The sequence below is a fragment of the Candidatus Aminicenantes bacterium genome (assembly GCA_011049425.1).
Classification (GTDB): domain Bacteria; phylum Acidobacteriota; class Aminicenantia; order UBA2199; family UBA2199; genus UBA876.
This window is the reverse complement of record DSBM01000169.1, coordinates 1-2865: the sequence shown is the minus strand read 5'-3', so window position 1 is coordinate 2865 and position 2865 is coordinate 1. Positions and strand designations below refer to the sequence as shown.

At 54.9% G+C, this 2865-nt stretch carries 4 protein-coding genes; all 4 read left to right on the top strand.

Features of this window, described 5'->3' with window-relative positions; translation table 11 throughout:
• The first annotated feature begins 429 nt into the window (after positions 1 to 429).
• Positions 430 to 1422, top strand: coding sequence for a potassium channel protein (locus ENN40_11925; GenBank protein ID HDP96045.1), 993 nt, complete (start codon positions 430 to 432; stop codon positions 1420 to 1422).
• 17 nt (positions 1423 to 1439) lie between these two features.
• Positions 1440 to 1892, top strand: a complete 453-nt coding sequence (locus ENN40_11920) for a nucleoside deaminase (GenBank protein HDP96044.1) — start codon at positions 1440 to 1442, stop codon at positions 1890 to 1892.
• Positions 1893 to 1961: 69 nt separating this feature from the next.
• Positions 1962 to 2336 (top strand): hypothetical protein, encoded by a 375-nt coding sequence (locus ENN40_11915; protein HDP96043.1) that lies wholly within the window; start codon positions 1962 to 1964, stop codon positions 2334 to 2336.
• Between the two features lie 2 nt (positions 2337 to 2338).
• On the top strand, positions 2339 to 2865 hold a 527-nt coding region (locus tag ENN40_11910), incomplete at its 3' end, for a bacteriocin (GenBank protein ID HDP96042.1).

Below are 2865 nucleotides of genomic sequence, written 5' to 3'. Positions count from 1 at the left end.
ATTTTGTGTGGGTTTGCACGTCACTCTGGTTTAAAAAGGGAAAGGCTTTTGAAGAGTACCCTTTCGGGCATAAATCACCGCTCACCACTTCGGTCCAGACCCATTGCGGTCTTCGACGGCTTAAGATGGCCATGGTGGATGTTCGGGATGCTTCCGAGGCCATCTTTCGTCTTCGGGGAGTACCCCTCAGCCGACCATTCTGTCTCAGACCATGGGTCCCCTGAACCTACGTTTGCGTTCGCTTATGCTTTATGCCCTGCAGGTACTCATACTCACAACCGCTTACCAATTACCAATGTGTATTTACCCACACAAAACGTAATAGATCCTTAACTTTAGACTTTCAACTTGGCCCCGTCACCTTCTATGCAACTTTCCTTCTGTTTCTTCTTTCCCCCTTCCGGCTACTTCTGGTAAAATCAGACCGGAATGAAAAAGACCTCCCGTGTAATTGCGTTGGCTGTGTTGCTCTTGATATTCGTGCTTATCGACACCGCCGGTTACATGATTATAGAGAAGGCGGCTGCCGCCGATGCCCTGTACATGACCATAATCAGCATCACAACCGTGGGGTTCAACGAAATGTTCCCTCTTTCCCCGGCGGGAAGGATCTTTACGATTTTCGTGATCCTCAGCGGCCTGGGCCTGGTCTTTTCGATCGCTTCGGCCGTTGTGGAGCAAGGCGTGGAAAGTCGCGTGCGCAGTATTCTTGGGAGGAGACGTATGAAAGCCCTGTCTAACATGAAGAATCATATCGTGATTGCCGGATACGGCCGCATGGGGGAGATCGTGGCTCGTGAACTGACCGAACACAATCTGGAATGCCTGATCATCGAGCAGGACCCCCAGCGCTTTGCTCAGGCTGAGGAAAGGGGATACCCTGTTTTGCGGGCCGATGCCACCCAGGAAGATGTGCTGGAGCAATGCGGCATCCGCCGCGCACGGACTTTTATCTCTCTGTTGTCCTCCGACGCAGACAATGTATTCACCGTGTTGACGGTTAAAGAGATGAAACTCGACATTACCCTTATCGCCCGCGCCCTGGACGCCCAGAACGAAAAAAAGTTGCGTCGCATTGGCGCACAGCATGTAATCGCTCCCAACCTGCTCTCTTCCAAGCGCATCGTCAACAGCGTGCTGCGGCCCAACGTCGTGGACTTGATGGACATCGTCTCCCACCCCCGCATGTTGGACCTGACCCTTGAAGAGATCGTTATTCATGAGGAATCAAATCTGAATGGGCTCTCCGTGCGCAACTCACAGTTACGGGAACGCTATGAAGCCATGGTCGTGGCCATCCGGCGGCAAGGCAAAATGCGCTTCAATCCCGGCCCGGACGAGACTTTCATAGCCGGAGATATCGTCATTCTCCTCGGCCCGACCGACCGCATCCGCCGGGCGGCCCTGAGACAGAAGCAGTGAACAAAAGCATCGATTTCATGGACCGGGCCCGCGCAGAAGCCCGCTTGGGAATCGAGCGGGGCGATGGCGGACCTTTCGGCGCCCTGGTGGTTCAGGGCGACGAAATTATTTCCCGCAGCCACAACGAAGTACTTTTGAGACGTGACCCTACGGCGCATGCAGAAATCCTTGCCATTCGTTCCGCAGCGCGGGTTCTGGGGCGCCCCCACCTGCATGATTGTGTGCTCTATACCACGTGCGAGCCATGCCCCATGTGCCTGGGAGCGGTGGCCTGGGCCCGGATTCCCCGCCTTTATTACGGCTGCACCCGGAATGATGCTGAAAAGATCGGTTTTTCGGACCGTAGAATCTACTCTCTGATTCGCGACGAAGCGGATGCCGTATCACTGACGCGCATTCCTCTCGGGCGGATTTCCTGCCTGAGCTTGTTCGAGGAATGGCGGCGGCGTAAAGATTCTGTTGTCTATTGACAGGCCGTTTGCAGCCCTTTTGGTGGTCTGCTAGAATGAAATCAGCATGACCAGACAAAGGAGGACGATATGAGTACGGTTTATCACGAATCTGATCTGTCCGTAGAAGCCCGGAATATCCATCGTGCGCTGGCCAGTCTCTGCGAAGAACTGGAGGCCGTGGACTGGTACAACCAGCGGGCGGATGTCACCGAAGAAGCTGAATTGAAAAGCATTTTATTGCACAACCGCAACGAGGAGATCGAACACGCGGCCATGGCATTGGAATGGTTGCGTCGCCGGATTCCTGAAGTTGATGAAGAGTTGAGAACCTACCTTTTCCAGAGCGGCTCCATCACTGAAATCGAGGAGGGTGATGGCGGACAAAATGCGGGAACTTCCGGCAACGAGGCTAAGGCCCCCGACGGCAGCCTGGGCATTGGAAATTTGAAGAATGGAGAGTAATTATGAGCGATTTGTTGAAACGAAATATGGCTCCATTGGGGCAAAAAGCATGGGATGAAATAGACGAACAGGCGAGATCCACCCTGAGAGGAAACCTGTCCGCGCGGAAACTGGTGGATTTCGATGGACCCTTCGGTTGGACCCGGTCCGCGGTCAATCTGGGGCGGGTGAATCTGGATCAGGCGGATAACCCCGTCCAGGGGATTCGCTGGGGACTGCGTCAAATTCAGCCCCTGCTGGAAGCCCGGGTGGATTTCACCCTTTCAATGGAAGAACTGGAGCATCTGGAACGGGGCGTGCGCAACCCCGATCTGGCGCCGCTGGAGACTGCCTGCCGCCAGGCGTCCCACTTTGAAGAAACAGCCATCTACCACGGAATCGAAGCCGCCGGAATCAACGGCATTATTCCCAGTTCCCCACATCCGGCAGTTGAATTCCAGTCGCTGCCCGAGGGGTTCATGGAAGGCGTGGAAGCGGCCATTCTGACTCTGCAGCAGGAAGGCATCGGCGGTCCCTATCACATGGTGTT

Bases quoted from the DNA above. Each gene is read 5' to 3' on its own strand.
- ENN40_11925 (HDP96045.1), top strand. From the start codon at position 430: ATGAAAAAGACCTCCCGTGTAATTGCGTTGGCTGTGTTGCTCTTGATA.
- ENN40_11915 (HDP96043.1), top strand. From the start codon at position 1,962: ATGAGTACGGTTTATCACGAATCTGATCTGTCCGTAGAAGCCCGGAAT.
- ENN40_11920 (HDP96044.1), top strand. From the start codon at position 1,440: ATGGACCGGGCCCGCGCAGAAGCCCGCTTGGGAATCGAGCGGGGCGAT.